Source organism: Bacillus sp. NTK071, assembly GCF_017303315.1.
Classification (GTDB): domain Bacteria; phylum Bacillota; class Bacilli; order Bacillales; family Guptibacillaceae; genus Guptibacillus.
In genome coordinates this window covers 24,635-50,149 of sequence record NZ_JAFKOI010000010.1, presented here as the reverse complement: position 1 = coordinate 50,149, position 25,515 = coordinate 24,635, and the positions used below count along the sequence as shown (strand labels likewise).

Here is a 25,515-nt window from a genome sequence, read left to right as displayed (position 1 = left end):
AGAAATGAGAACCGAAAACGGGTAAGCAGTTAAGCTTAATAATGTGTTTCGGTAATTTTCATTATAACATAAACGAACTCCCAATCAAATGGAAACTATATCCGTTGACGCTCTTTCAATGCTTTGTCTACTTCACGCTTCATCGTCTTATCTTTCAAGTCCTGACGCTTATCGTACTTTTTCTTACCTTTGGCAAGACCAAGAAGCACTTTAGCGTAGCCATTCTTGATATAGACTTTAAGCGGAATGACGGTATAACCTTGCTCTTTCGTAAGGCCTATCAGCTTATCAATCTCTTTACGTTTCATCAACAGTTTACGTGTACGAGTTGGATCGTGATTAAATCGATTACCTTGCTCATACTCATTGATGTGCATATTCAAAAGAAAAATTTCACCTTTACGAATGATCGCATGAGAGTCTTTCAAGTTTACGCGTCTTGCCCTGATGGATTTGATTTCAGTTCCTTGCAGAACCAATCCTGCTTCATATGTTTCGATAACTGAGTAATCATGTCTAGCTTTTTTATTTTGTGCAATGAGTCCACCATCACCTTTTGGCATGACCGTCCCTCCTCTCAAACGTCGAACTCCAGTATATCAATTTGGTCAGAATAAGTCAAGATGACTTACTCTGACCCTATGACATGCTTCTGTCTATTTAAGAATTGTTATTTCGACGCTTTTTCTTTTTGTTTTTATTCTTCTTTTTCGTTCCCTGACCGTCTTTTGGTGGAGAGAACTTACGTTTTTTGGAGCCAGCATCAGTTGTTTTGTTAGAAGACTTGCCGCGTTTTTTACGCTTACCGCCTTCAATTACTTTCGGGCTCTCTCTTCTACGACGTTCTTTTGGCGGCTTCATACCAACGATCTCGAAATCAATTGCGCGATCATCAATGTTAACATTCAATACACGTATTGAAATCTCATCCCCAATGCGATAAACGTTACCTGTTCGTTCACCGATCATCGCATATGCACCTTCGTCGTAATGGTAATAGTCATCTGTTAAATAACTAACGTGAACGAGACCTTCAATCGTATTTGGCAACTCAATAAACAAACCAAAGTTCGTTACGCCGCTGATTACACCTTCGAACTCTTCCCCAATTTTATCTAACATAAACTGAGCTTTCTTCAAATCATCCGTTTCACGCTCTGCATCAACTGCCCGTCTTTCCATCGCAGAAGCATGTTGAGCTATTTCACCAAGTGATTCACTCCATTTGGAAATCGTCTGATTGTCGACTTTTTTCTCAAAAAGATACGTGCGAATTAAACGATGCACAATCAAGTCAGGATAACGACGAATTGGTGATGTGAAATGCGTATAGAAATCCGTAGATAGTCCGAAGTGGCCTAGACTCTCAGGGAAATACTTTGCCTGTTGCATGGAACGAAGCATGACTTTACTTATAACAGCTTCTTCAGGTTCACCTTTCACTTCTTCCAAAAGCTTCTGTAATGCGCGAGGATGAACCGTATTTGCATTACCTCTCACAACGTAACCGAAATTCGTAATGAACTCAAAGAACGTATTAAGCTTGTCCGCATCTGGATCTTCGTGAATACGATACATGAACGGTACTTCCATGAAGTGAAAATGCTGTGCTACGGTTTCGTTTGCAACAAGCATGAATTCTTCAATTAGGCGCTCTGCTACTGAACGTTCACGCTGGACAATTTCTTGAGGCGTTCCTTCTTCGTCTACAAGCACTTTGGCCTCAGCGAAGTCAAAATCGATTGCACCACGTTCAAATCGGCCTTTTCTTAGAATCTCTGCAAGCTCGCCCATGCCATCGAAAAATGGTACAAGTGATTTGTAGCGCTCAAGCACTTCATCATCTTCACGCTGAAGGATTTTACGAACATCCGTATAAGTCATTCGTTCATTCGTACGAATGACACTTGGGAAGATCTCATGGTTTACAACTTCACCCTGTGGCGAAATTTCCATTTCACAAGAAATCGTTAAACGATCCACTTGTGGATTTAAACTACAAATACCATTTGATAGTCGATGCGGAATCATTGGAATAACGCGGTCTACAAGATAGACGCTCGTTCCACGATCTAGCGCTTCCTGATCAATTGGAGAGTTCTCTGATACATAATACGTTACGTCTGCAATATGAACGCCAAGCTTATAATTACCGTTTGGAAGCTTTTCGACATTTACAGCATCATCCAAGTCCTTCGCATCGGCACCATCAATCGTCACAATGGTTTCTTCGCGAAGATCTCGTCTACCTTCAATCTCTTTTTCATCAATTTGATCTGGTGTTTTATGAGCTTGTTCCATCGCAGCTTCAGGGAATTCACCTGGAAGCTCGTGCTTATAAATGATTGAAAGAATGTCTACCCCCGGATCGTTTTTGTGACCAAGGATTTCTGTAATACGGCCTTCAGCACTCATGCGACCTTCAGGATATTTCGTAATCTCAACAACTACTTTGTGGCCGTCAACAGCACCACCGGTTGAACCTTTTGGAATAAAGATGTCGTGAGGGATGCGTTTATCATCAGCAATAACAAAACCAAAGTGCTTGCTGTCAGAATACGTACCGACTGTCCGTTTCACACCACGTTCAATAATCCGGATGACTGTACCTTCCGGACGAGTACCTGATGACTTCTGATGAAGACGAACGATAACGCGGTCGCCATTCATTGCACCTTCTAAGTCACCTTGATTAATGTATACATCTTTCTCACCTGTATCACTATCGGAAATGAGGAATGCAAACCCTTTCGCATGAACTTGAAGCTTCCCCCGTACAAGATTCATCTTCTCAGGAATCCCATAGCGATTGCTTCTCGTTCGAACGATTAATCCTTCATCTTCCATACCATTAAGTGTTTTAACAAAATCCTTAAATTCACTGGAGTCCTTTAGACCAAATACTTCTTCAAGCTCCTGAACGGTAAGAGGCTTGTATGCTTCGTCCCTCATGAAGCTCAATATTTTCTCATAATGTTCTTCTGCCATTGTCTTCCACCTTCTTTCTTATTAACTAAACTACTACTCTGACCAGTCAAGTTCATCAAGAAATGCATGCACATCTTTATGAAGCTGTTCTTTTTCTTTTCCAAGCGTGATGACATGTGTCGAATTCTCATACCATTTAAGACTTTTCTCATCCGCTTCAATTGTGTCATGGATGATAGTTGCGCTTTCTGTATTAATCATTTCGTCATGACGGGCCTGTGCGACAAATGTAGGTGCATAAATCATATCGATATTTTCTCGTACGTCATAAATTAAATCTCGTAATTCGCCGAGCGTGTTCATAGGGGTTTCCTTAAATGCTTCCATCTCTTCTTCAATTTGTTCAGTACTTTTACGTTCGAATTTCTTATATTCTCTCGCATAAGAGAGTACACCTTTATACATGGTTTCTTCATCCTTCATATCCATTGGAGCGCACATGGGTACGATTCCCTTTACAGGAACAGTATAGCCTAGCTTTAAGGAAAATACGCCTCCAAGAGATAACCCAACGACTGCAATCTCATCATGGCCCATGTTTTTAAGCTTTTCGTAGCCATCCATCACGTTCTTCCACCAGTCTGTCGGACCTGTATGTACTAACTCCTCTGGAGGAACACCATGTCCTTCGTATTGGGGTGCATGGCATGTATAGCCCTGTTCCTGCAAGTATCTTCCCATCATTCTTACATCAGCTGAATTTCCTGTAAAGCCATGTAACATTAATACCGCTCGGTTGCCTCCTTCAAATGTAAATGGCTTTGGTGCAACTACTTTCATGCTGTTATCCTCCTCCAAGTGTTCCGATCCTATCATTAGTTTTACCTTCAAAAATGTGGTTTATCCTGCCCTTAAATGTTGGGATGAACCCCGTGTCTTTCTACATTTTACCTGTTTCGAACGGAAGGCAAAAGAAATTCGTCTTCTATCTTCTTTCCCTCTTCTATTCGACAAAAAACCAGCTATTTTGAATTTCGCTTAATCATTGCGGTTATAGACATTGTTTCCATGGAGAGATGTTAATTTCCGCTCCAGGTGCTCGCTTTCCGCAGGGCGGCCGGTGAGCCTCATCGTCGCTAACGCTCCTGTGGGGTCTCACCTGTCCCGCTAGTCCCGCAGGAGTCGAGCACCTTCCGCTACAATTAGCTAAGTGTGAAGGTTGATCCAAACTCTCTTCCAAAACAACAAATTAAAAAAGATCATTCTTTATAAATGAAAAAAGCAGCAAGTGGATCACACCTGCTGCTTTCTTAAATACGTTACACAAGATACGCAACGAGAATTGAAAGAACAAAGAACAAAACGGCGAGTACGACCGTCACTTTATTTAAAACCGCTTCAAAACCGCGGGCTTTCTGTTTTCCGAATAGTTGCTCTGCTCCACCTGTAATCGCTCCTGATAATCCAGCACTTTTACTAGATTGTAGCAAGACAACAGTGATTAATAAGACTGATACGATAACTAACGCAATTGTAGCTGCAAGATGCATGATTCCACCTCCCGGACTATAGCCTTTCCAATACTATAAATTTACCATAAAATTTTCAGTAAAAGCAATCTATTTCGGGAATACAGGACATTCTCATACCTTCTTAACATTGTGTTAACACTTCTTGAACGGTAACGACTGTTTTTGTAGACGTTGTTCCGATAAGAGTAGTGGCTGATTTGCGCTCCAGGTGCTCGCTTTCCGCGGGGCGGGCGGTGAGCCTCCTCGGCGCGCTTGGGGCGCGCCTGTGGGGTCTCACCTGTCCCGCTAATCCCGCAGGAGTCGAGCACCTTCTGCTCCAACCAGCTATGAAGTGTGGTTCTTCATACAAACCCACTTTCAAAACAACCATCCTTTAGAAAAAAGAAATTTTAAGTAAGAATAAAAATCCAAATCAAAAAACCCCCGCGTTTTCACACGGGGGTTGTTCAACTTACTTCTTATCTAGGTTGTAGAAGCTAGTGCGACCACCGTAGATTGCAAGGTGCTCAAGCTCGTCTTCGATACGAAGAAGCTGGTTGTATTTAGCTACGCGGTCCGTACGAGACGGTGCGCCTGTTTTGATTTGTCCTGCATTTGTTGCAACAGCGATGTCAGCGATTGTTGTATCTTCTGTTTCACCAGAACGGTGAGAGATAACAGCTGTGTAACCAGCGCGCTTTGCCATTTCAATCGCATCGAACGTTTCAGTAAGTGTACCAATTTGGTTCACTTTGATTAGGATAGAGTTACCTACGCTACGCTCGATTCCTTCAGAAAGTTTGTTTGTGTTTGTAACGAATAGGTCGTCACCAACAAGCTGAACTTTCTCACCAAGAGCTTGAGTAAGTTTCTCCCAACCTTCCCAGTCGTTTTCATCAAGACCGTCTTCGATCGAGATGATTGGGTACTTCTCACAAAGCTGGCTGTAGAATTCGATCATCTCTTCAGATGTCTTCACTACGCCTTCTCCAGCAAGGTTATATTTACCGTCGCTGTAGATTTCAGAAGATGCTACGTCTAGAGCGAGCATTACTTCTTCACCAGGCTTGTAGCCTGCTTTTTCGATTGCTTCAATGATTGTTTGGATCGCTTCTTCGTTTGAACCAAGGTTAGGAGCGAATCCACCTTCGTCACCAACAGAAGTGTTAAGGCCTTTTGCTTTAAGAACACCTTTCAAGCTGTGGAAAATTTCTGCACCTGTACGTAGAGCTTCTTTGAAAGAAGGTGCGCCAACAGGCATAACCATAAATTCTTGAATGTCTACGTTGTTATCAGCGTGCTCTCCACCATTAAGGATGTTCATCATTGGTGTTGGAAGAGTTTTTGCGTTGAATCCACCAAGGTAAACGTAAAGTGGTAGTTCAAGCTCTTCAGCAGCAGCACGAGCTACAGCCATTGAAACACCAAGAATAGCGTTAGCGCCAAGGTTACCTTTGTTGTCAGTACCATCAAGGTCGATCATCATATGGTCGACTCCTAGCTGGTCATAAACGCTCATACCTACTAGCTCAGGAGCGATTGTTTCGTTAATGTTAGATACTGCTTTTTCAACACCTTTACCAAGGTAGCGATCTTTGTCACCGTCACGAAGCTCAACTGCTTCGTATTCTCCAGTGGATGCACCAGATGGTACCATTGCGCGTGCTTTTACGCCTGCGTCTGTAAATACTTCTACTTCAACTGTTGGATTGCCGCGGGAGTCAAGGACTTCGCGTGCATATACGTCAGTAATAATTGGCATAATGTCATCTCCTTTAAAAGTGAGTTATTTAATTAATGATTTTCCTGTCATTTCTTTCGGTTGCTTGCCGCCAAGCAAATCGAGAAGTGTCGGTGAAAGGTCCGCAAGAATACCATCTGTACGAAGCTCAGCACCTTCTTTTGTCACAATAACAGGGACAGGACTCGTCGTATGAGCAGTCATTGCATCGCCATCAAGCGTTGTGACTTCATCTGAGTTCCCGTGGTCAGCGGTAATAATAGCATGTCCGCCTTTTTCGGTAATTTTATCAACAATCTTACCAAGACATTCGTCAACAGCTTCAATCGCTTTGACTGTTGGTTCAAGCATTCCGGAATGCCCTACCATGTCAGGGTTCGCAAAGTTTAGGATAATCGCATCGTGCTTATCGGCATCGAGTTCTTTCAGTAACGCGTCCGTCACTTCGTAAGCGCTCATCTCAGGCTTCAAGTCATAAGTTGCAACCTTCGGAGAGTCGATAAGAATACGTTCTTCCCCAGGAAACTCTTCTTCGCGTCCACCGCTAAAGAAGAAAGTAACGTGTGGGTATTTCTCTGTTTCAGCAATTCGCAGCTGAGTGTAATCTTGTTGAGCTAGAACTTCACCTAGCGTGTTATCAAGGTTGGCCGGTTTGAAAGCCACATCCCCTCCAACTGTTTCACTAAAACGAGTTAGTGATACAAAGTGGAGATTCTTCGGACGTTCTTCTCCGCGGTCAAATCCTCGGAAATCTTCATTTGTAAAGACTTGTGAAATCTGGATTGCTCGGTCAGGACGGAAGTTAAAGAAGATTACTGCATCTTCATCATCTACCGTCGCAATCGGTGAACCGTCTTCTTCTGTCATAACAGAAGGAAGCACGAATTCATCATAGATTTCATTCTTGTAATTATCATCAATCAATTCATAGGGATCCTTGTAAGATGGGCCTTCACCGTATGCCAGGGCACGGTAAGACTTCTCAACACGATCCCAACGCTTGTCACGATCCATGGAGTAATAGCGTCCTGAGAGAGTCGCAAGACGACCAACTCCGACTTCTTCCATTTTATCCTCTAACTGCTTAATGTAGGTTTTAGCAGATTGTTGGCCAACATCACGACCATCAAGGAATCCGTGAACATACACATCTTCTAGGTCATGCTTTGCAGCAAGTTCAAGAAGAGCAAAAAGATGTTTAATGTGACTATGAATACCACCATCAGAAAGAAGTCCGAACAAGTGTAGGCTTGTCCCCTTTTTCTTCGCATGGTCAATAGCCTCTAGAAACGTTTCGTTCTCAAAGAAGTCGCCTTCTTCGATTGCAAGATTCACTCTTGTTAAGCTCTGGTACACAATACGACCAGCGCCGATATTCAAGTGACCAACTTCAGAGTTACCCATTTGTCCTTCTGGAAGTCCAACAGCTTTACCACTCGCCTGTAGGGTAGCGTGTGGGTATTGGTTCCAATAACGATCAAAGTTAGGTTTGTTAGCATGTGCTACGGCATTTCCTTTTTCTTCATCCCTTAGGCCAAACCCATCAAGGATGATTAAAGCTTCTGGCTTTTTAGGCATTCTGACCAGCCTCCAAAAGCTGAAGGAAGGATTTCGCATCAAGACTCGCGCCGCCGACTAAAGCACCGTCAATGTCGGATTTACCCATAAGCTCGTCAATGTTACCAGGTTTAACACTGCCGCCATATTGGATACGAACCGCATTAGCTGTTTCGTCAGAAGTTTCGTCTTTCAGTACGCCGCGGATAAACGAACATACATCGTTCGCTTGATCGCTTGTTGCGGTTTTACCAGTTCCAATTGCCCAGATCGGCTCATACGCAATAACAGATTGAGCTACCTGTTCATTTGTAAGACCAGCAATTGCTTTTTGAACTTGTGCTTTCACGATATCTTCTGTTACGTCGCTTTCACGCTGTTCAAGCGTTTCACCGACACAGATGATTGGTGTGAGATTATGTTTGAACGCAGCATGAGTCTTCTGGTTAACAACTTCGTCCGTTTCACCAAATAGCTCACGACGTTCAGAGTGACCAAGAATGACATAGCCTACTCCAAGATCGTTAAGTGCTACAGGGCTAATTTCACCTGTAAACGCGCCGTTTTCTTCAAAGTGCATGTTTTGTGCACCTACGTGAAGTGCTGTTCCTTCTAGCTCATCCGTTAAATAATCAAGGAAAAGAGCAGGAGCACAGACAACGGAATCTACGCGATTGCCATCAGGAATAAGTCCTTTCACTTCGTCAACAAAGCTCTTTGTTTCCGTAAGTGTTTTGTTCATCTTCCAGTTACCTGCGATGATTGGTTTGCGCATGTTCACTCACCATCCTTTTTAGAATTAAACATAAGTATTTTACTTGTCGTTAAGTGCGACAACGCCAGGAAGTTCTTTACCTTCCATGAATTCAAGAGATGCACCGCCACCAGTAGAAATATGGCTCATTTGATCAGCATATCCGAATTTCTCTACAGCTGCTGCGGAATCTCCTCCGCCAATAACAGAGTACGTGTCATTTGCATTTGCTAGAGCTTCAGCTACAGCTTTTGTACCATTAGCGTAAACTTCTAGTTCAAATACACCCATTGGTCCGTTCCAGATCACGAGCTTAGAGTCAGCAATCACTTTGCTGTACGTTTCTCTCGTTTTCGGTCCGATATCAAGTGCTTCCCAATCGGAAGGAATTTCTTCAATGGATACTACTTTCGTGTTTGCATCATTTGAAAAATCGTCGCCAATTACTACGTCTTGTGGCATGTAGAAATTAACGCCTTTTTCTTTTGCTTTGTCCATGAAGGATTTAGCAAGATCGATTTTGTCTTCTTCAAGAAGAGACAAACCAACTTCATGTCCAAGAGCTTTCACAAATGTATAAGCAAGACCGCCGCCAATGATCAAGTTATCTACTTTATCAAGTAGGTGATCAATTACACCGATTTTGTCTTTTACTTTCGCTCCACCAACAATAGCTGTAAATGGGCGAGAAGGTTCTGTTAGAGCACTTCCAAGAACTTCAAGCTCTTTCTCCATCAAGAAACCAGCTACAGCAGGAATATGATGAGCAATACCTTCTGTTGAAGCATGAGCACGGTGTGCAGCTCCAAAAGCATCGTTTACATAGAGATCTGCCATTGCAGCAAATTTCTTCGCAAGTTCTTCATCATTTTTCTCTTCTCCAGCTTCAAAACGAACATTCTCAATAAGAAGAAGATCGCCTTCTTGAAGGTCTTCAATAGCACGGTCTACTTCTTCACCATAGACAGCGTCTGTTTTTGTAACGGTTTTGCCAATGAGATCACTCAAGCGGTCTGCAACCGGATCAAGACGTAACTCATCAACAGCTTCACCTTTTGGACGACCCAGATGACTTGCAAGGATTACTTTTGCCCCTTGATCAGACAAATGCTGAATCGTAGGAAGTGCTGCTTTAATGCGTGTTTCATCTGTTACCTTGCCATCTTCCATAGGTACATTGAAATCTACGCGGCAAAATACCTTTTTGCCTTTTAATTCGACGTCGCGAATCGATTTTTTGTTCATCTCGCGTGTCCTCCTCTGCAAAAAATAATAAAAGGTAAATCTCTCCACCTTTTAAATGGAGCTAATTAAAATACATGGAAAAGGAGGAAGGCTCAAGACTTCCTCCTCCTCTATTAACAATTCTTATTATAGCCCTTTTGCAGCAATGTAGTCGACTAGGTCTACAACGCGGTTAGAATAACCCCACTCGTTGTCATACCAAGAGATAACTTTAACCATGTTACCATCGATACCCATTGTAGAAAGACCATCTACGATTGAAGAATTAGGGTTACCGTTATAGTCTTTTGAAACTAGTGGCTCGTCGCTGTAACCAAGGTATCCTTTAAGATCGCCTTCAGCAGCTTCTTTAAGAGCAGCGTTTACTTCGTCAACAGATACATCTGCATCAAGTTCAGCTACAAGGTCAACGATTGATACGTTTGGAGTAGGTACACGCATAGCCATACCATTCAACTTACCATCAAGCTCTGGAAGTACAAGAGATACTGCTTTAGCAGCGCCTGTAGAAGTTGGAATGATGTTTTCAGCTGCCGCACGTGCACGACGGTAGTCTTTATGTGGAAGATCAAGAATTTGCTGATCGTTTGTATATGAGTGAGTTGTAGTCATTAGACCACGCTTAATACCGAACTTGTCGTTCAATACTTTAGCAACTGGTGCAAGACAGTTTGTCGTACATGATGCATTTGAGATTACGTGGTGGCTAGCTGCATCGTACTTGTCTTCGTTAACACCAAGAACAACTGTGATATCTTCGTCTTTAGCTGGTGCGGAGATAACAACTTTCTTAGCTCCTGCTTCAAGGTGCTTCGCAGCGTCTTCACGGTTTGTGAAACGTCCAGTTGATTCGATAACCACTTCAACACCAAGGTCTCCCCATCCAAGTTGTGCTGGGTCGCGCTCAGAAAGAACAGTAATTTCAGTTCCGTTAACTACAAGGTTGTCGCCGTTAACTTCTACTTCTACATTAAGTTCTCCGTGTACGGAATCATATTTAAGAAGATGTGCAAGCATGTTTGCATCTGTAAGATCGTTTACAGCTACGATATCAACACCAGGGTTGTTTAATGCTGCACGGAATACATTACGTCCAATACGTCCAAAACCGTTAATACCTACTTTTGTTGCCATTGTGTAGTTCCTCCTTGAATTTCCTCGTTTCCCGAGGTGTGTTTTATTTATTAAAGGGATGTACCCTCTAGTAACGCTTTTGCGGCACCTTCATCAGTGACAAGGATGCTTTGAATGCCAGTCTTAAGATAGGCTTCGATCGCTTTCGCTTTCGAACGGCCGCCGGCTACCGCAATGACCAGTTCACTTCGTTCCAAATCTTCGAGCTGAAGTCCAATTGTCTTCACTTTATGAACAACTTCTCCTGACTGATTGAAGTAATACCCGAACGCTTCAGCGACAGCGTCTTCCTGCTTGATTTTGTCAATCACATCAAGCGTGGATTTACGCCTCTCGGCCATTGTTTTAGCTTCTCCAATCCCATGAATCACAATACCGGCTGACTTGATAATTTCAAGTAATTCTTTTACGCCCGGTTCTTCGATTAAAGATTGGTAAGCCTCTTCACTCAATTGATCTGGCACATGAAGTAAACGATAATCAGTATGGGCTTTCCGCGCCATTTTCGCGCAGATGGTGTTAGCCTGATTCTCAACCTGTTCACCCAGTCCTCCGCGGGCTGGTACAAACAGTGTTCCTTCCATATCAGAAGAAGGGATCATCATGTCGGCTACACCAGCGAGTGTGGTACCGCCTGTTACAGCAATCACTCTACTTGTAAGCTGAAACTTTTTCAAGCGTCCCACTGCGGCTCTACCCATTTCTTTCTTTACCCAGGGAGTAACATCGCTATCACCAGGAACAATAAATACTTCTGGAATGTTAAGCTTTTCTTTCAAGCGTTCCTCAAGGTTATCGAGACCGGATACCTCATTCATTACCGGTTCCAATTCCATTAGAAGCTGTTCACCTTCCTCGGTCAAATGCATGCCTTGAATAGACATCTCAAGCAACCCTTGATCTTTCAAGAAAGTAACTTCACTTCTAAGAATCCTCTCGGTTATATCGAGGCTATTCGCAAGACTGCGCCTACCTATTGGTTGCATCAGTCTTAACTGTCTCAATACCCTATAGCGCTTATTCATAACTTCCAGCATGTCTGGCAATAGTTTTTGTTGAAGTGACAATAATGAGCGCATAATTCGTCTCCCCTGTGATTCTTTTCTTTTCCTGAGACGTATTATGTCCCGCTTAGACATTTTTAGTCCCACCTGGATCAAAAAAGAACTTCTTACAATTTTCATTGTAGCAGTTGCCAAAAGCATGGGCAACTATGTTATACTGAAAATTTTAAAGTAAGCGTTTTCTTAGCGAAATTTTTGATAATCGCCCATAATCCACTACTTCTCCGTCTATTTCAACAACCGGGATCATCACCATAAACTTTTCCAAAAGCGCCTCATCTTGATAAATATCTACCGTTTTCAAGGAAAAGTCCACTTCTTCTTGGAGATCTTGGAGAAGGTAATAAGCTTCATTACAAAGTGGGCATGTCTCCTTCGTATACAAAATAACCGATTTTCCCATTTACTAAACCTCCCGTCATTGTTCTAGTTTACTGAATGTAAGAATTCTAAGCAAAAAAAAATCAGCTGCCTCTGCAGCTGTTAGACAAATCTCTTTCGTTTTGAAGAACTTACTATGTTAAGTTCATCTCGGTACTTTGCAATTGTTCGCCTCGATACCTCCACTCCCTTCTGGATATGGAGAGCTTCTACTATCTTTTGATCGGACAGAGGCTTTAGCTTACTTTCGTTCTCAACAAGCTCTTTAATGAATAACTTCACACTGGAAGAAGAAGCACCTTCTAATGAGTCACTCGAAAGTCTAGAGGTAAATAAATCTTTTAGTGCAAACAAACCTTGAGGAGTTTGGACATATTTGCTTTTGATTGCTCGACTTACCGTAGACTCATGAACATTCGCTTCTATCGCCACTTCTTTCAATGTTAAAGGAGCGAGATCACCTATTCCGTATTTCAAGAAGCCTTGCTGATGAAGAATAAATACCTTCATGATCGCGCGAAGTGTCTGCTTTCTTTGCTCGATGCTTTTTAACAACCAGTTGACCTGCTGGTACTTATCTTTTAAATATTCAGCTGCTTCAATTGTTTTAAACGATTTATAATCGTTACTTACCTTCATTGTAGGTAACTCATCATCCAATAAAGTGATTGTAAATGTACCGTTCTTTTCTTCAATCATTACATCAGGAACAACGTAAGAAGGCCTCTCAACAGCCCACTTTGCTCCTGGTCGAGGATCGAGTGTTGCAATGAGGTCAGCCGCACGCTGTATTTCTAAAGCGGATACATTGTACTCTTTAGCAAGATCTCTAAACTTCTTCTCTGCTAGCGCTTTCAAATTCTCTTGCACTAGTTCTCGAGCTAGCTCATGTAATGAATTAGTTTCATTAAGCTGAAGGTAAAGACATTCCGAAAGAGAACGTGCGCCGATACCTATGGGATCAAGAAGCTGAACATGTTGAACCGCTTCGTCTATTTCTTCTTTCTTTACATGGAGTAAGGACATCATTTCAAATTCATTTAACCTTAAATAACCAGCATCATCAACATTATCAATTAGGTAATGAACAAGCCTCTCTATCTTTAGTGAAAGCTTCAAACATCTAGCCTGTTCGTGAAGCTCATCCTGCAAGCTTTTTCTTGATTCCGCATACTCAAGTGGATCTTTCTTGGTCTCCCCATCATAAGTGCGTTTCGAAGAACGAACGCCACCTTCCCATGATGAAGATTGCAATTCAATAAGAGGATTTTCAAGAGCCTGTTCTTTCACATACTCCAGTAATTCAGCTGTAGAATATTGTAGTATTGAAATTGCCTGATGCAACTGGGTTGTCATGACTAGTTTCGTTGTTTGCTTTTGAATCAATCCTAATTCCATCGCAATCCCTCCAACTTCATCATACTATAATATTTCAGCTTATGGTATGGGAAAAATGATAATGACCTGAATATTCAGTCATTTAACCACCTTATGCGACAAGAATTATTATTAGAATAAGGATTTTGCCCAAACCACTGTCATTTTTCTACATAAACTGTCTTATAGAGAGATAAAGGAGGCAAATACCATGGATATTACTGTAGATGGAATTGCTTTGCTTCCAGTCATCATCGGGGTTGTACAACTCTTCAAGATCATGGGGTTTCCAACTAGGTTTCTACCAGTGCTTTCAATAGTAATAGGGATTGTATTGAGCTATATCTACGTTGACCCGGAGGATTTCAAAAAAGCCTTTTTAATAGGATTATGGCTTGGACTAAGTGCTACTGGAGTGCACTCGGGCTTCAAGAATACGATGATTGGAGCAAGCAACAAAGAACAAAAAGAACAAGGACCAAAAGATCACAAAAATAAGCCTGTTAGAAAACCATAACTGATTCTAAAGAGTGGACGAGTTCTACTCTTCTTTTTTTGTAACTAAAAATCCCCCTCGCCATTGCGAGAGGGATTGGAAATTATGTAGTTGGTGCGCCCGGAGGGATTCGAACCCCCGACTGACGCGGTACCGGAAACCACCGCTCTATCCGACTGAGCTACGGGCGCGTATGTTTAGCGCAAGGATTATTATACGTGATGACCATCTTATTTGCAAGGTGATTTTTTACCATCATAAACGTAATCAATGATGCAAATATCCGAAATTTCTTTTCTGCTTCTTGACGTCTCCAACGTCTCATAGTAAAGTTAAACCAAACATATGTTCTCAACAGGCGGTGGCATTCATGTTCCAATTAAGTAAAGAAGAGACTAAGGCTGTACGAAATTACCTCATACTCCCTTACCTTAAAAAAGTGCTGGAGCTCGATATGATGTGGATTACACATTCTCATATGAAGCTCCCACGGCCTTATTTGGTACTTCTACGTAATGTCGTCTCAATAGCCGTTCAGGATTTAAAACAATCAAAATCCCTTCTCCATTCAAAAGGTATTCGGGTTTACATAGAGAATACAAAAGATGAGATCGTTGTTTGTACAGTGTATTGTCGGGGTTATAATCAAACATACCGCTATACTTCTGTTCAAATAAGAAATCAGGTAGAAAGAAGAATAGCAGCGTACTTTCTTGCGGATAGTCGCATCCAAAAAAGGAACAGTCGATCCGTTTAAAATAAGGGGATGCGGGGAAAATGGATGTAGGTGGATGGGACGAAGACACATTCCATTCTTACCTTCAAAAAATACCACAGCACTTTATTTGACCTATATTGACCTTTTAGGTATGATGAACGTACAGCAACTACATATTTAATGAAAATAAGGGAGGAATTTAAAATGGTTTTAATTCCAACGGTAATTGAACAAACAAACCGCGGTGAAAGAGCGTACGATATTTACTCTCGTCTTCTTAAAGACCGCATCATCATGCTTGGTACTGCAATCGATGATAATGTATCAAACGCAGTAGTAGCACAGCTACTTTTCCTTGCAGCTGAAGATCCGGATAAAGATATTTCACTTTACATTAACAGCCCTGGTGGGTCAATCACAGCAGGAATGGCAATCTACGATACAATGCAGTTCATTAAACCAAAAGTTTCTACCATCTGTATTGGTATGGCAGCTTCTATGGGAGCATTCCTTCTTGCAGCTGGTGAGCCAGGAAAGCGTTATGCCCTTCCAAACAGTGAAGTTATGATTCACCAACCACTTGGCGGTACTCAGGGTCAAGCATCAGATATTGAAATTCATGCAAAACGTATTATTCAAATGCGCGAAAAGCTTAACAAGATTCTTGCTGAACGTACTGGTCAGCCACTTGAAACAATTGATCGCGACACAGATCGTGACCGTTTCATGGAAGCAAATGAAGCGAAAGAATATGGCTTGATTGACGAAGTAATGGAGAAAAAAGCTTAATACACGAATAACCAAACCGCCTCTCCGATTAGGGAGTGGCGGTTTTTGGTTTGTATTTTAATAAAAGTTCTTTTTTAAAGGATTTATTGATTTGGGTTTTGTATAAGAGGATACAAAGTTGATTGGAGCGGAAGGGTGCTCGACTCCTGCGGGATAAGCGGGACAGGTGAGACCCCACAGGCGCAATGTTTTTGTGCGCCGAGGAGGCTCAGCGCCCGCCCCGCGGAAAGCGAGCACCCTGGAGCGGAAAGAATCCGCATCTACAATAAATCAGCAAAACAAAAGGCTCCTGCTAGGATTTAGCGGAAGCCACGTCATTCTAATCTTTTTGCACGAATTCAATTAATGAAGAAATTGCATCTTCTTCATCATTGCCGTCAACTGTTAATATAACTGATGCACCTGTTCCAACAGCTAGACTCATGATACCCATAATGCTTTTTGCATTTACTTTCTTTCCATCTTTCTCAAGAAAAATGTCCGAATTAAATCGATTTGCTTCCTGCACGAATAGAGCTGCAGGGCGTGCTTGTAATCCTGTATCTAACGTAACAACAACTTCTTTTTGAACCACTTCTTCATTCCTCCCTTAATTAAAGCAGAGATAGAAAAGCGACAGTGCTCATTTAGTCAATATGGAACCTACCTGAGCGCTAAAGCTAGACATCACTGAATTCAATACTTTCTTATTATTTAAATAAGTAAGCGCTATCTCAAAATCAGAAAAAGTTAGAAAAACGTTTGTTCCAAACTGGAAAACATCGTTTTTCTGATTCTCACTTACTTATTAGTAGAAAAAGCAGCTCTCCACCATTTGCTGGTGGAAGCTTTTCTTTTTCCAATGCTAGTTTATGAAATAGGATTACCTGATCGCAGTTTATCGGCAATCTGGTCAATCTTACGTAATCGATGATTGATGCCTGATTTACTTATCGCTCCACCAGTTACCATTTCACCAAGTTCTTTCAATGTGACATCCTGATGCTTTACGCGAAGCACAGCGATTTCCCTCAATTTATCAGGGAGAATCTCAAGTCCAACCTCTTTCTCAATGAAACGGATGTTTTCAACCTGACGAAAAGCTGCACCGACTGTCTTGTTCAAATTAGCAGTTTCACAATTCACAATTCGATTAACCGAGTTACGCATATCTTTCATAATGCGAACGTCCTCGAAATAGAGAAGCGCCTGATGGGCACCTACTACACTTAGAAACTCTGTGATTTTCTCGCCTTCTTTGATATAAACAATGTAGCCTTTTTTCCTTTCAAGCATCTTGGCATTTAATCCGAATTCATTCATTAAGTTACAAAGAGATTCTGTATGCTCTTCATACATAGAGAAAATTTCTAGATGATAGGAAGTTTCCGGATGATTAATAGAACCTCCTGCAAGAAATGCTCCTCTTAGATAAGAACGTTTACAGCAAGATTTTTTCGTGAAATCGGTAGAAATTGTTCTGGTGAAAGTAAATGCATTATCCATAATACCAAGATCTTCAAGTAATTCTCGCGCCTTGGCGGAAACACGAACAATGTAAACATTGTTCTTCTTTAGTCTCATTTTCTTACGGACTAGCAATTCAACATCATAATTGTAGATTCGTTTAATAAGCGTATAGATCCTTCTTGCAATGGCAGCATGTTCAGTTGGAATGTTCAGGATCAATTGTTTATTACCAAACGATATGGATCCATTCATTCGTATGAGCGCCGCTAGCTCTGATCTTGCACAGCATGGCTTACTTTCTAGCTGTGTTAATTCTTTCTTTGTATCAGCAGCAAATGACATTGCCATCCCCCCTTTTCCATGCAGGGGCCCCACTGACCCTTCACCCTTACTTTTTATCGTTTATTAATGATAAAAGAATAGATGATATCTTCTTCGCATCATGGCGTACATACTTCTCATCGTATTGAATAATCTTATCACTGATAACTTCAAAACCAAAGCTCTTTAGACGATTTTCGTCGTATTGCACAACCTCTGCTCGTTCTTGTGCATAGCGTTTTGCATAAAAAGATGGAATCATTTGTTCGTTAACAATAATTGTATCCATAAGTTTATAACCGATGTGGTCAATGAGTGCCTGCACGTGGTCACTCGCCGTATAATTTTCCGTCTCACCTAACTGTGTCATCACGTTACATACGTATACTTTTCTTCCCTTTGCATGCTGAATTTCATGAGCAACGCCAGGGACAAGTAAATTTGGTAGGATGCTTGTATAAAGACTTCCAGGACCAAGTACGATGAGATCAGCATCACGAATCGCCTGTAAGGATTCCGGTAGAGCTTTAATACCAGGTGGTGAGAGAAATACTTTTTTAATTGTTTTATTCATCTTTGGGATCTGAGATTCACCTTTAACAAACGTACCGTCAGCCATTTCAGCATGTAGGACAACGCTTTGATTAGAGGCAGGAAGTACTTTACCTCGTACGTTCAGAACACGGCACATTTCTCGCACACCCTGAACAAAATCCCCAGTAATATCAGTCATGGCTGCGAGCATTAAATTGCCAAGTGAATGCCCCGATAGACCATTTCCATTTTTGAAGCGGTGCTGCATAAGTCCTTCTAGAAGAGGTTCAACCTCTGATAAAGCCGTTATTACGTTTCGCACATCGCCTGGCGGAGGAATATCAAACTCTTCACGCAAACGTCCTGAACTTCCTCCGTCATCTGCGACCGTGACAATTGCAGTAATGTCTACAGGAAACTTTTTAAGTCCGCGAAGAAGTACAGATAGCCCTGTTCCTCCACCAATGACAACAGCCTTTGGCAGATTAGTGTCATCCATATTATTTATGACCCTTCCCTTTTTCAATATCCCTGTGCGTAATATTAGTTCGGTACTCCGATTCGAAATGCTTTCCAATATGTTCAGCAAATGCAACAGATCGATGCTTACCACCTGTACAACCAATTCCAATCACTAATTGGCTTTTCCCTTCTCTCTTATATTGAGGAAGCATGTAGGCTAGCATATCAATCAATTTAGCAAGAAATGTTTGCGTTTCCTTCCACTTAAATACATAATTCGCGACTTCTTCTTCCACTCCTGTTTTTGGACGTAGATGCTCGACATAATGCGGATTTGGAAGGAAGCGAATATCAAAGACAAGATCGGCGTCAATTGGTATACCGTACTTGAATCCAAATGACATTACATTAACTCCAAAATTTTCTTTTTCGTTATTAGAGAATCGATCCATAATTTTTTCCCTAAGCTGGACCGGTTTAATATCACTCGTATCAATAATTTGCTGAGAGCGTCCCTTCAACTCTTCAAGCATTTCTCTTTCTCTCTTGATTCCTTCAAGTGGTAAACCTTCAGGGGCAAGTGGGTGAGATCGTCGTGTTTCCTTGTAGCGTCGCACTAGTGTTGAATCTTTTGAATCAAGATAGAGAATTTCAGCATCAAGTCGATCATGTGTATCGAGGTGATCAACAGCTTCTACTAGATGATCAAAAAAGTCACCACCGCGAAGGTCCATTACAAGTGCCACTTTGTTCAACTTCCCCTCAGATCCGTCGACCATTTCAACGAACTTCGGTAAAAGCGCAGGTGGTAAGTTATCGATACAGAAGTAGCCGATGTCCTCAAAACATTGCATCGCAACTGTTTTACCAGCACCACTCATCCCTGTAATAATGACCATATGAATGCGTTTGTCGTTAGATTCGGTCATTTTCCCCACTCCATTTCTTAAGTTCTCTTATTGTTTCAGTTTATTTAAGACGGATCTAACCTATAAGAAAGTAGTTTGAAGTCAGGTGTATAAGTAAATGTGCCGTAGATAATACCGTGCCCTTTTAACATATAATCAAGAATATGATAATCACCTGGTGCCATTGGAAGCTCACTCACTTCCTTAGTATCGACCCATGAAACTTTCCCTTCGTCTGATTCCTTGACCGATTCCCCATCGTATTCAGTTGCGAGGAAGGTAAACATCATCCACTCTGATTTTGTAACGTCATTTTCTTTAATAATGAAGGTAAAGATACCTTTCAGCTTCGGGTTCTTTAGGTAGACTCCCGTCTCTTCTCTAAATTCTCGAATCACCGAATCACGAATCGATTCTTCAGACTCCATTTTTCCACCTGGTGCAACCCACCATCCGCGTCTTGGTTTTTTTAATAGAAGTACTCGATCATTTTCCTGATCGTTTAAAATGCAGTTTGTTACGCGTTGCACAATTGTCACCTCAATTCGGTCATCCGATTTTTATTACGAGAGCCTGAACGAACGTCAGACTTCAAGATTTTCTAATCATAGTATACTATGATTAAAGTTCATGAACAATGAGAGCGGTTCGGAAGGTAGAAGATAGTGTTTTAAAATCTGTCATTTTCGTCATTTTTAATCGCTTTTTTCGGAAGCATTGTTGATAGAGGAATGTGAGAATTTCCGCTCCTGGATGCTCCAATCAGCGAAGTCAGGTATACAACCATTGTGTTTTAAAGTACAAAAAAAAGCGCGGAGCAAATGTCCGCGCAATGACTAACTATGTTAAAGGGGGTTAAATCTAATTCAAGTTTACCCCACTTACATTGCACCGCTGTTACAGCAGAATTAAAACAGAATGACGTAAAAAAACCGCGGGTGCCAGGCACCCGCGGTTTTTGTCAAAACTCTGCTTTTGTTCGCTATTATACCACCGCTTCTTTTCCTGCATCTTGAAGTGTTTCGATATAGTGCTGAACAGATTGTGCAGCGATGCTGCCGTCACCAGTTGCCGTTACGATTTGACGAAGCATTTTGTCACGGATGTCACCAGCTGCAAAAATTCCAGGAACTTTTGTTGCCATGTTCTCGTCCGTTACAATGTATCCTTCTTCATTCGTAATGTCTAGGCCACTAACAGCTTGGTTCAGTGGTAGCATGCCGATGTAGATAAACACACCTTCTGCGCTGAATTCACGTTCTTCACCAGTTTCTGTGTTAACAAGAAGTGTTTTGCTGACTTTACCATTTTCACCGAGAATTTCTTTAACTGTGTGGTTCCAGATGAAGTCAATCTTCTCATTATCAAATGCACGCTGTTGGAGAATTTTCTGTGCGCGAAGCTGATCGCGTCTATGAACAATTGTTACTTTAGAAGCAAAGCGTGTTAAATAGACGCCTTCTTCAACTGCAGAGTCTCCCCCACCGATAACAACAAGTTCTTTGTTCTTAAAGAAAGCACCGTCACAAACTGCACAGTAAGATACGCCTCGACCGCTGTACTCTGCTTCTCCAGGTACACCGATTTTCTTGTATTCTGCACCGCTTGTTACGATAATTGCTTTTGCGTGAAACTCCTGATTACCAGAAACGACTGTTTTATAGTCACCGTTATCACGGATCTCTTTCACATCACCATACTGGTATTGAGCTCCAAACTTTTTCGCGTGTTCAAACATTTTAGTTGAAAGATCAGGGCCTAGAATGTGATCAAACCCTGGGTAGTTTTCTACATCTTCAGTATTAGCCATTTGTCCGCCCGGAATCCCGCGTTCAATCATGAGAACATCGAGATTTGCGCGAGAAGTGTATACAGCTGCAGTCATACCTGCAGGACCAGCACCGACAATAATGACATCATAAATTTTTTCAGTCATCTGCTTCACTTCCTTTAATTTATATGAATTATTTATATTGATTATTAAAAAGTAATGTTTCTTGTCTAAAATAATAGCTGAATGTGCTTTAAATGTCTACCCGTTTGCTCAGAGCTCTTCGCTCTCAAGTAAACTCGTTACCTTTTTGCGATAAGAATAGACAGTGGAGGTGGATACGCCGAACGTATTAGCCACGTCAGTCTGTGATACATCCGAATCATTGGTTTTCTTCCACATGTACAGCATAGCTGCAGCTGTTCCTTTCGCGTTTTGGAAAGACAGCTTGCTTTCTGAAAGTTTAACATAACAGCGTAGCCAAATCGTTGCAATTAGCTCATGCAATTCGGAATCACTAATGTTGGCTTGTTCAAGTTCAGCGATAACACGCATTCCAGATAGAACGTGCTCTGGAAAGTCGTTATAGTTACTCACGGTAAACTCATTGTCTTCTGTTAAAACGTGAACGGGTTCTCCTGATAGTGTTAATGCAATATAGGCTGAGAGCTCTTTAATAATAGTGGGCTCGTCCTTTCGTTTGCAGTACGTTTGAAGAAGAGAGGCACTCTCTGGATCACGTCTCGTATAAAGGAGCATAAGATGCGTCATTCTAGCGTGATAATCGTGCTTTTCCTCTTTCTCCACTTCAACCTCAGATGTTGCCTGCGTTCGATAGGAGACACGATCTTTCTCTAACGTTCCATCTTCTAGTTTAGTAAGGTGAACAATGGCAATTTGATTAGATGGGTCTACTTCTTTCATCTTGTTCCAGTATCGCTTAGCGAGATCTTTACGACCAAGTTGGAACGAAGAGACAGCCATCCAATGATAGAATGAAACATCCCATGAATGACGCGTCACTTCTACTTTACGAAGCCAGTGAAACGCTAGTTCATGCTCACCTAGAAATCCAAATGTACTACCGAGCTTATAAGAATGATCCGGATGAATCGGATAGACATTCTTTAACCGCTCAAGCATAAGATCACGTTTTACATGTTGACCAAGGAAATCATAGAACAATGCAAGATTACAAACCGCATTTAAGTTACCTTCATTTTTCGTAAGAACGAGATCAAGGACACGTATCGCTTCCTCATATTGCTCATCATAGAAATACGCAAGAGCAAGATTATTATAAGCTGGCCAGAATTCAGCGTATGCTTCAGTCATATTCTCAAGTAAGTCAATCGCTTCAGAAAAACGTCCGGATTCGATCGCTTTCCGAGCTTCTTCATGCTCCAGAATGAGCTGTTCTTCGTCTCCCAGTTCTTGAGGTAAATCCTCAGATTTCTCAAATAAAATCAAGTCAACAAGTTCTTCAGCATCTTCAACAAACTCACCATCAGGTTCATGGTTAAGGTACTTTTGTGCATTCTCTTCCGTTTGTTTAAAAAGACCCATATGAGCGTAATTATTTGCTAGAAAGAAATAGCAATCATAATACTCAGGATCAAGATCATCTAGAACGAATGTCAGCCATTCGTTTGATGCTTCATATTCACCTAATTCCGACAGGACCGCTGCAAGTTGACATATATAATCGACTTCTTCGGGTGAAAGTTTCACAGCACGCTCAAGGTGCTGTTTTGCTTTATCGAGGTTTCGTTGCTGATAGGCTCTCATTGCCTTTTTATAAAAATAATCTCCGCTCTGTACGAACGGAATCAGCATGCCTTTCATTTCCGAAGAAGCATGAAGTTGTTTCCTCATGTTTTCCCCCATTAATTTCATCAAAGTATTTCTACTACCAGTCATATCCGTTCAAAAGTATAACATACATCTACTCCCAGTCCTAAAAGAAAAAAGTAGAAAAACTTGCCTTATCGGGCGTTAAGCGTCACACTTCCATTCTATTTTATAAACAATCGCAAAATAAAAACGAGCTCGAAAGCTCGTTTTTATTTCCACATATCTTTTTTGCGCTTCATAATCTCTTGAACAATGAAGCCTATTCCCATACCAAGAAGCACACCGGGTCCTGGTTGGCCAAGAAACAATCCAATTGCAAGCCCAACAAACATGAAACCTACAAACATGATCTTTCTCCCCATTTCGCTAGTCGAATTTACTATTTACTACGAAAATGAGGCGAAAAGGTTTCATTATTTGGATGCGTGACGTTTTTCAAGCACATTTAGCACGTCATCAAGTGGACATTCCTGCTCTCTTAATAGAACCATAAGGTGGAATAGTAGATCTGCAGACTCCCATGTTAATTCTTCAAGATCGCGATTCTTTGCAGCAATAATCACTTCCGATGCTTCTTCCCCAACCTTTTTCAAAATCTTATCTACGCCTTCAGTAAAGAGGTAGGTTGTATAAGCACCTTCAGGACGTTCTGCGTCACGCTTAGCAATAATTTCTTCAAGCGTATTTAGAATAGCGAATCGATTTTCATCAGCCTTTACTTCATTACCTAGCAATGAATCAGAAAAGCACGTGTAGTCCCCTTTATGACAAGCTGGGCCTGCAGGCTTAACTAGAACGAGCACCGCATCCTGATCGCAATCATAGCGAAGGTCGGAAACGGTCTGTGTGTTTCCAGATGTTTCACCTTTATGCCATAATTCTTCGCGTGAACGACTATAAAACCACGTTTCCTTCGTTTCAATCGTTTTTGTAAGCGATTCTTTATTCATATATGCAAGTGTTAATACTTCTTTACTTGCTGCATCCTGCACGATAGCTGGAACAAGACCTTTTTCATCAAATTGGATCATTTCTAGATTCATCGAATCGCCACCCCGTTTTGTTTTAAGTACTGTTTCACATGTGCCAGTGAGGTTTCTTTATAGTGGAAAATGGATGCTGCAAGTGCGGCATCTGCAGAAGCATCATTGAAAACTTCTAGAAAATCTTCGGAAGATCCGGCTCCACCTGAAGCAATAACAGGAATGGTAACCGCTTCTCCAATCGCTTTCGTTAGCGAGATATCGAAGCCGTCTTTACTACCGTCTGCATCCATGCTCGTAAGGAGAATCTCGCCTGCTCCCATTTCCTGCGCCTTTACAGCCCATTCAACAGCATCCCATTCTGTTGCTGTTCGACCACCATGTGTATAAACACGCCACGACTTGGTATCCCGCTCCCACTTTGCATCGATCGCAACGACCATGCACTGGGTTCCAAAGTAGTCAGCACCTTCGCTAATCAGTTCTGGACGAAGAACGGCCGCCGTGTTCATTGAAACTTTGTCCGCTCCAGCGCGAAGAACTCGTTTCATATCTTCGAGCTTGTTGATTCCGCCTCCAACTGTAAAGGGAATGGCAAGCTCTGCTGCAACCTGACGAACGACATCAACCATCGTTTCTCGTCCTTCATGTGAGGCTGAAATATCCAGAAAAACAAGTTCATCTGCGCCTTCTTTATCGTACACTCTCGCAAGCTCTACTGGGTCTCCTGCATCACGAAGACCGACAAACTGAATTCCTTTTACAACACGCCCTTCTTTTACATCAAGACACGGGATAATTCGCTTTGTTAGCATCCTTATACCTCCAGTGCTTGTTTTAATGTGAACTGATTTGTGTATAGCGCTTTTCCGATAATCGCACCACTAATTGAATCACTTCGTTCACGAAGGCTTTTCACATCATCAAGTGAGCTCACACCACCTGAAGCGATAACTTCCTTACCAGTTGCCTCGCCAAGTTCAGCTATCGCCTCAACATTTGGTCCAGATAGCATGCCATCCTTAGATATATCAGTGAAAATGAACACCTCTGCTCCGTAATCAGCAAGCTCCTTACCAAGATCAACTGCTTTGATTTCCGATGTTTTAAGCCATCCTTCAACCGCTACGTATCCATCACGCGCATCAATACCGATCGCGATTCTCTCTTTATAACGGGAAAGCATTTTCTTAACGAAATCCGGATCTGATATCGCGCTACTTCCAAGAATAACCCGATCAACGCCTTTGTCTAAATAATACGCTACATCCTCTTCAGAACGAATTCCACCACCAATTTGAACGCGCGCATTTAATTTATCTGCAACTTCCAATACATACCGGTCATTTACTCGTTTGCCTTCTCTAGCTCCATCAAGATCAACCATATGAATCCATTCTGCACCATCATCAGCGAATTGCTTCGCCATATCAAAAGGAGAGTCCCCATAAATCGTTTCCTGGTTGTAATCACCTTGAAGGAGGCGCACGCATTTGCCGCCTCTCATATCAATGGCTGGATAGATTGTCATTGCCATA

The 25,515-nt window shown here is 41.8% G+C and carries 26 protein-coding genes and 1 tRNA gene; 3 read left to right on the top strand and 24 right to left on the bottom strand.

What is annotated here, in order from left to right; translation table 11 throughout:
- Window positions 1-95: 95 nt before the first annotated feature.
- The 12 genes from smpB to rpoN all read right to left on the bottom strand — a co-directional run bounded on the left by smpB (window position 96) and on the right by rpoN (window position 13,713).
- Window positions 96-563, bottom strand: coding sequence for an SsrA-binding protein SmpB (smpB, locus tag JI666_RS14990; RefSeq protein ID WP_048311765.1), 468 nt, complete (start codon window positions 561-563; stop codon window positions 96-98).
- A gap of 97 nt (window positions 564-660) precedes the next feature.
- Window positions 661-2,988: a ribonuclease R gene (gene rnr / locus JI666_RS14985; RefSeq protein ID WP_206893253.1), complete on the bottom strand. Its 2,328-nt coding sequence runs from the start codon at window positions 2,986-2,988 to the stop codon at window positions 661-663.
- Between the two features lie 33 nt (window positions 2,989-3,021).
- Window positions 3,022-3,768: an alpha/beta hydrolase gene (locus JI666_RS14980; protein WP_206893252.1), complete on the bottom strand. Its 747-nt coding sequence runs from the start codon at window positions 3,766-3,768 to the stop codon at window positions 3,022-3,024.
- A gap of 479 nt (window positions 3,769-4,247) precedes the next feature.
- A complete protein-coding gene (secG, locus tag JI666_RS14975) occupies window positions 4,248-4,478 on the bottom strand; it encodes a preprotein translocase subunit SecG (RefSeq protein WP_206893251.1) in 231 nt (76 codons plus the stop codon).
- Window positions 4,479-4,911: 433 nt separating this feature from the next.
- Complete coding sequence (gene eno, locus JI666_RS14970; RefSeq protein WP_206893250.1) at window positions 4,912-6,201, bottom strand: phosphopyruvate hydratase; 1,290 nt, start codon at window positions 6,199-6,201, stop codon at window positions 4,912-4,914.
- A gap of 24 nt (window positions 6,202-6,225) precedes the next feature.
- Window positions 6,226-7,758, bottom strand: a complete 1,533-nt coding sequence (gene gpmI, locus JI666_RS14965) for a 2,3-bisphosphoglycerate-independent phosphoglycerate mutase (protein ID WP_206893249.1) — start codon at window positions 7,756-7,758, stop codon at window positions 6,226-6,228.
- Window positions 7,751-8,512, bottom strand: coding sequence for a triose-phosphate isomerase (gene tpiA / locus JI666_RS14960; RefSeq protein ID WP_206893405.1), 762 nt, complete (start codon window positions 8,510-8,512; stop codon window positions 7,751-7,753). The genes gpmI and tpiA overlap by 8 nt, the downstream gene beginning before the upstream one ends.
- A 39-nt stretch (window positions 8,513-8,551) precedes the next feature.
- Entirely contained in the window at window positions 8,552-9,736 is a 1,185-nt protein-coding gene (locus tag JI666_RS14955) for a phosphoglycerate kinase (RefSeq protein ID WP_206893247.1), read from the bottom strand.
- Between the two features lie 126 nt (window positions 9,737-9,862).
- On the bottom strand, window positions 9,863-10,870 hold the full coding sequence (gene gap / locus JI666_RS14950; RefSeq protein WP_206893246.1) for a type I glyceraldehyde-3-phosphate dehydrogenase: 1,008 nt from the start codon (window positions 10,868-10,870) through the stop codon (window positions 9,863-9,865).
- Between the two features lie 50 nt (window positions 10,871-10,920).
- A complete protein-coding gene (locus tag JI666_RS14945; protein WP_206893244.1) occupies window positions 10,921-11,949 on the bottom strand; it encodes a sugar-binding transcriptional regulator in 1,029 nt (342 codons plus the stop codon).
- A gap of 151 nt (window positions 11,950-12,100) precedes the next feature.
- Window positions 12,101-12,337, bottom strand: a complete 237-nt coding sequence (locus JI666_RS14940; RefSeq protein ID WP_206893243.1) for a glutaredoxin family protein — start codon at window positions 12,335-12,337, stop codon at window positions 12,101-12,103.
- Window positions 12,338-12,417: 80 nt separating this feature from the next.
- Window positions 12,418-13,713: an RNA polymerase factor sigma-54 gene (gene rpoN, locus JI666_RS14935; RefSeq protein WP_206893242.1), complete on the bottom strand. Its 1,296-nt coding sequence runs from the start codon at window positions 13,711-13,713 to the stop codon at window positions 12,418-12,420.
- Between the two features lie 190 nt (window positions 13,714-13,903).
- On the opposite strand from rpoN, the gene JI666_RS14930 reads away from it, so the two are divergent.
- On the top strand, window positions 13,904-14,209 hold the full coding sequence (locus tag JI666_RS14930) for a hypothetical protein (RefSeq protein WP_206893240.1): 306 nt from the start codon (window positions 13,904-13,906) through the stop codon (window positions 14,207-14,209).
- Between the two features lie 91 nt (window positions 14,210-14,300).
- On the opposite strand, the gene JI666_RS14925 is transcribed toward JI666_RS14930, so the two are convergent.
- Window positions 14,301-14,379, bottom strand: a tRNA-Arg gene (locus JI666_RS14925).
- 179 nt (window positions 14,380-14,558) lie between these two features.
- Here JI666_RS14925 and JI666_RS14920 point away from each other — a divergent pair.
- Together JI666_RS14920 and clpP are read left to right on the top strand one after the other, a co-directional pair.
- The gene (locus JI666_RS14920; protein ID WP_524535771.1) at window positions 14,559-14,945 is read left to right on the top strand and encodes a YhjD family protein; all 387 of its coding nucleotides are present in this window, start codon (window positions 14,559-14,561) and stop codon (window positions 14,943-14,945) included.
- Between the two features lie 165 nt (window positions 14,946-15,110).
- The gene (gene clpP, locus JI666_RS14915; RefSeq protein WP_048311741.1) at window positions 15,111-15,695 is read left to right on the top strand and encodes an ATP-dependent Clp endopeptidase proteolytic subunit ClpP; all 585 of its coding nucleotides are present in this window, start codon (window positions 15,111-15,113) and stop codon (window positions 15,693-15,695) included.
- Between the two features lie 319 nt (window positions 15,696-16,014).
- On the opposite strand, the gene JI666_RS14910 is transcribed toward clpP, so the two are convergent.
- The 11 genes from JI666_RS14910 to hisA all read right to left on the bottom strand — a co-directional run bounded on the left by JI666_RS14910 (window position 16,015) and on the right by hisA (window position 25,514).
- The gene (locus JI666_RS14910) at window positions 16,015-16,269 is read right to left on the bottom strand and encodes an HPr family phosphocarrier protein (RefSeq protein WP_136947102.1); all 255 of its coding nucleotides are present in this window, start codon (window positions 16,267-16,269) and stop codon (window positions 16,015-16,017) included.
- A gap of 275 nt (window positions 16,270-16,544) precedes the next feature.
- Window positions 16,545-17,486: a DNA-binding protein WhiA gene (gene whiA, locus JI666_RS14905; RefSeq protein WP_206893236.1), complete on the bottom strand. Its 942-nt coding sequence runs from the start codon at window positions 17,484-17,486 to the stop codon at window positions 16,545-16,547.
- A 46-nt stretch (window positions 17,487-17,532) separates the two neighbouring features.
- Window positions 17,533-18,498: a gluconeogenesis morphogenetic factor MgfK gene (gene mgfK, locus JI666_RS14900; protein ID WP_136947100.1), complete on the bottom strand. Its 966-nt coding sequence runs from the start codon at window positions 18,496-18,498 to the stop codon at window positions 17,533-17,535.
- Between the two features lies 1 nt (window position 18,499).
- Window positions 18,500-19,390: an RNase adapter RapZ gene (rapZ, locus tag JI666_RS14895; protein ID WP_206893225.1), complete on the bottom strand. Its 891-nt coding sequence runs from the start codon at window positions 19,388-19,390 to the stop codon at window positions 18,500-18,502.
- Between the two features lie 44 nt (window positions 19,391-19,434).
- Entirely contained in the window at window positions 19,435-19,899 is a 465-nt protein-coding gene (locus JI666_RS14890; protein WP_206893223.1) for an 8-oxo-dGTP diphosphatase, read from the bottom strand.
- 455 nt (window positions 19,900-20,354) lie between these two features.
- A complete protein-coding gene (gene trxB / locus JI666_RS14885) occupies window positions 20,355-21,305 on the bottom strand; it encodes a thioredoxin-disulfide reductase (protein ID WP_206893221.1) in 951 nt (316 codons plus the stop codon).
- A gap of 108 nt (window positions 21,306-21,413) precedes the next feature.
- Window positions 21,414-23,015, bottom strand: a complete 1,602-nt coding sequence (locus JI666_RS14880; RefSeq protein WP_206893220.1) for a tetratricopeptide repeat protein — start codon at window positions 23,013-23,015, stop codon at window positions 21,414-21,416.
- A 188-nt stretch (window positions 23,016-23,203) separates the two neighbouring features.
- A complete protein-coding gene (locus JI666_RS14875) occupies window positions 23,204-23,341 on the bottom strand; it encodes a hypothetical protein (RefSeq protein ID WP_206893410.1) in 138 nt (45 codons plus the stop codon).
- 66 nt (window positions 23,342-23,407) lie between these two features.
- Window positions 23,408-24,037 carry a bifunctional phosphoribosyl-AMP cyclohydrolase/phosphoribosyl-ATP diphosphatase HisIE gene (hisIE, locus tag JI666_RS14870; protein ID WP_206893219.1) on the bottom strand — a complete coding sequence of 210 codons (630 nt, stop codon included), beginning with the start codon at window positions 24,035-24,037 and terminating at the stop codon, window positions 23,408-23,410.
- Window positions 24,034-24,792, bottom strand: coding sequence for an imidazole glycerol phosphate synthase subunit HisF (hisF, locus tag JI666_RS14865; protein WP_206893218.1), 759 nt, complete (start codon window positions 24,790-24,792; stop codon window positions 24,034-24,036). The genes hisIE and hisF overlap by 4 nt, the downstream gene beginning before the upstream one ends.
- 2 nt (window positions 24,793-24,794) lie before the next feature.
- Window positions 24,795-25,514 carry a 1-(5-phosphoribosyl)-5-[(5-phosphoribosylamino)methylideneamino]imidazole-4-carboxamide isomerase gene (gene hisA, locus JI666_RS14860; RefSeq protein ID WP_206893404.1) on the bottom strand — a complete coding sequence of 240 codons (720 nt, stop codon included), beginning with the start codon at window positions 25,512-25,514 and terminating at the stop codon, window positions 24,795-24,797.
- Window position 25,515: the final 1 nt, after the last annotated feature.